The sequence below is a fragment of the Phyllobacterium sp. P5_D12 genome (genome assembly GCF_054049495.1).
The window spans coordinates 1-2889 of sequence record NZ_JBFUMG010000556.1 but is presented as its reverse complement, the minus strand read 5'-3'; the positions used below and the strand labels follow the sequence as shown (position 1 = coordinate 2889).

Sequence of the window (2889 nt, the reverse complement as noted above, 5' to 3'; positions counted from 1 at the left end):
GATCTGGCCATGGGAKGCCTCGGCGAGGTCGATGATCTTGGCGCCGGTCTTCGGGTTGAGCACATGCTCCTCCGCTTCCGTTCCGGCTTCGAACTTTGAACCGATCAGCAGTTTCGTGTCCATGACATGTTCTCCCATGTTATTTGCCTGAGCCGGCGATCTGGTCGCCGTCACGTGTGAGGTAGTAGGCGCCGAGTATCGGCAGGAAAGTGACAATCACCACGAGCATGGCAACCACATTGGTAACCGGTCGTTGGCGCGGGCGGATCAATTCCTGCAGCATCCATATCGGCAGCGTGGATTGCTGTCCGCCAGTGAACGTGGTGACGATGACCTCGTCGAAGGAAAGCGCGAAGGCGAGCATGCCGCCCGCAAGCAGCGCGGTACCGRTATTCGGCAGGATAATAAAACGAAATGTMTGGAAGCCATTGGCGCCGAGGTCCATCGAAGCTTCCATCAGAGAGCCGGACACACGGCGGAAGCGCGCGACAGCATTGTTGTAGACAACGACGATACAGAAAGTCGCGTGACCAAGCACGATGGTCCAGAATGAAAACGGGATATCCGCCAGGCTGAATGCCGAGCGGAGAGCTATGCCGGTAATGATACCGGGCAGGGCGATCGGCAGGATCACGAGAAGAGATATCGTCTCACGTCCGAAGAAGCGGGTCTGGCTGACTGCGGCGGCGCAGAGCGTGCCGAGCACCAGAGCGATCATCGTCGAGATCGAAGCGACGCGCACCGATAGCCACAGAGCCTGCCAGACGTCGGCCCGCTCCCACGTCACCGCAAACCATTTAAGAGTGAGGCCGGGCGGCGGAAACTGATAACTCTTCTCCTCGGTGGTGAAGGCGTAGAGAAAGATYAACAGCAGCGGCAGATGCAGGAACAGTAGCCCGCCCGCGGCAGCTAGCTTCAGGCCAAGGGGAGCGGATGTGGATTTGTCAGAGCGCATCGAAGGCCCCCATTCTCCGCGCCATCCACAAATACAGTCCCATGATGATGATTGGCACCACCGTGAAGGCGGCGGCCAGCGGGATATTCCCCGCTGTGCCCTGCTGAGCATACACCGCCTGGCCGATGAACAGCCGCGACGAACCGATGATCTGCGGGATGATATAGTCGCCAAGCGTCAGCGAGAACGTGAAGATCGATCCGGCGACGATACCGGGAAGCGCGAGGGGAAACAGCACATGGCGGAACGTTTGTTGCGGCGTGCCGCCGAGATCGGATGACGCCTCGATGAGATTGGTCGGGACACGCTCCAGTGCTGCCTGGATGGGCAGGATCATGAACGGCATCCAGACGTAGACGAAGACAATGAAGGTGCCCGTATAACTCACCGACAGGGAGTTGCCGCCGATGACAGGGAGCGAGAGCCATGCGTCGAGCAGCCAGAGAAGGTTCAGCTTGGTCACGAGCCAGGTGAGAATGCCTTCCTTGGCGAGGATGAGTTTCCACGCGTAGATCTTGACGAGATAGCTGGACCAGAGTGGCAGCATGACGCCGAGATAGAAGATGGCTTTCCATTTTCCCCTGGCGTAGCGGGCGGCATAATAGGCGATGGGGAACGCGATGACCGCGGAAAACAATGTCACGATCGCCGCCATCAATATGGTGCGGATGATGATGTCGAAATTGGCATCGTTCAGCAGCTGCCTATAAGTGGCGAGCGTGAACTCATAATTGATCAGGCCGGAATAATCGTCGATCGAAAAGAAGCTCTGCAGCAGCAAGGCGAGCAATGAGCCGAGATAAATGATGCCGAGCCAGAGCAGCGGCGGGCCGAGCAGAATGGTGAGAAACACATGCGGGTGTTTCCAGAGGAAGTCCGAGACGCGCCCTGCCATACTGCCGCGTCCGGTCTCGATCGCGTGTTGTTGAACGATGGCGCTCATGACGGCGCCTCCATCAAATGCAGGTCGGCGCGATCGAAGCTTAGCTTCACCGGGTCGCCCTCGGCGGGAGTTGAAGTGGCTGCCGGGCTCATGACATTGATTTTGGTGCCGTTGACAATAACCAGCACGCGGTTTGCCGCGCCGAGGAAGCTGCGCGACAGGACAGTGCCATCAACGACAAGCCTGCCATTGCCGCTTTGGCCCAGCGAGATCGCTTCGGGCCTCAGGCTGGCAAATTGCGGTGCCGCACCCAGCTGCGCAACGAACTCGGGCGGCAAGATATTTGACGAACCGACGAAATCGGCGACGAAACGTGTTCGCGGCTGCTTGTAGACTTCTTCCGGCGTCCCGAGCTGTTGAATTCTGCCATCGTTGAATACAGCGATGCGATCCGCCATCGACAATGCTTCGCCTTGGTCATGGGTGACGAAAACAAAGGTGATGCCGAGGGACTTCTGCAAGGATTTGAGTTCCTCCTGCATCTGCTCGCGCAACTTCAGATCGAGTGCGCCAAGCGGTTCGTCCAGCAGCAGCACCTTCGGCTTGTTGACGAGGGCCCGAGCGAGCGCGACGCGCTGGCGCTGACCGCCGGAAAGCTGCCCCGGACGACGCACGCCGTATCCGGGCAGTTTGACCATGGCGAGCGCGTCTTCCGCCGCTTGGCGCCTTTCCTCCTTGGCGACGCCCTTGACCATGAGACCATAGGCGACGTTGTCGAGGATACTTAAGTGAGGGAACAGCGCGTAATCCTGAAAGACCGTGTTGACGCTGCGGCGGTAGGGCGGCACACCTTCGGCGGTCTCGCCGAAAATCTCGATATGTCCGGCTGTCGGCTGTTCGAACCCCGCCATCAGGCGCAGGCAAGTGGTCTTGCCCGAGCCGGAGGGGCCAAGCATGGCAAAAAACTCACCTTCCGCAACGGCAAGATCGACAGCGTCCACGGCGCGCACAGCACCGAAGTGACGCGATACGTTTTCGAACAGCACAGCAG

The 2889-nt window shown here is 59.2% G+C and carries 3 protein-coding genes; all 3 read right to left on the bottom strand.

What is annotated here, in order from left to right:
• Window positions 1-139: 139 nt before the first annotated feature.
• On the bottom strand, window positions 140-955 hold the full coding sequence (locus ACXJ5O_RS23420) for an ABC transporter permease (RefSeq protein ID WP_457302000.1): 816 nt from the start codon (window positions 953-955) through the stop codon (window positions 140-142).
• Window positions 945-1898, bottom strand: a complete 954-nt coding sequence (locus ACXJ5O_RS23415) for an ABC transporter permease (protein WP_457301999.1) — start codon at window positions 1896-1898, stop codon at window positions 945-947. Before ACXJ5O_RS23415 ends, ACXJ5O_RS23420 begins: the two co-directional genes overlap by 11 nt.
• Window positions 1895-2889: ABC transporter ATP-binding protein (locus tag ACXJ5O_RS23410; protein WP_457301998.1), on the bottom strand; the 995-nt coding region annotated here is incomplete at its 5' end. The genes ACXJ5O_RS23410 and ACXJ5O_RS23415, both read right to left, overlap by 4 nt.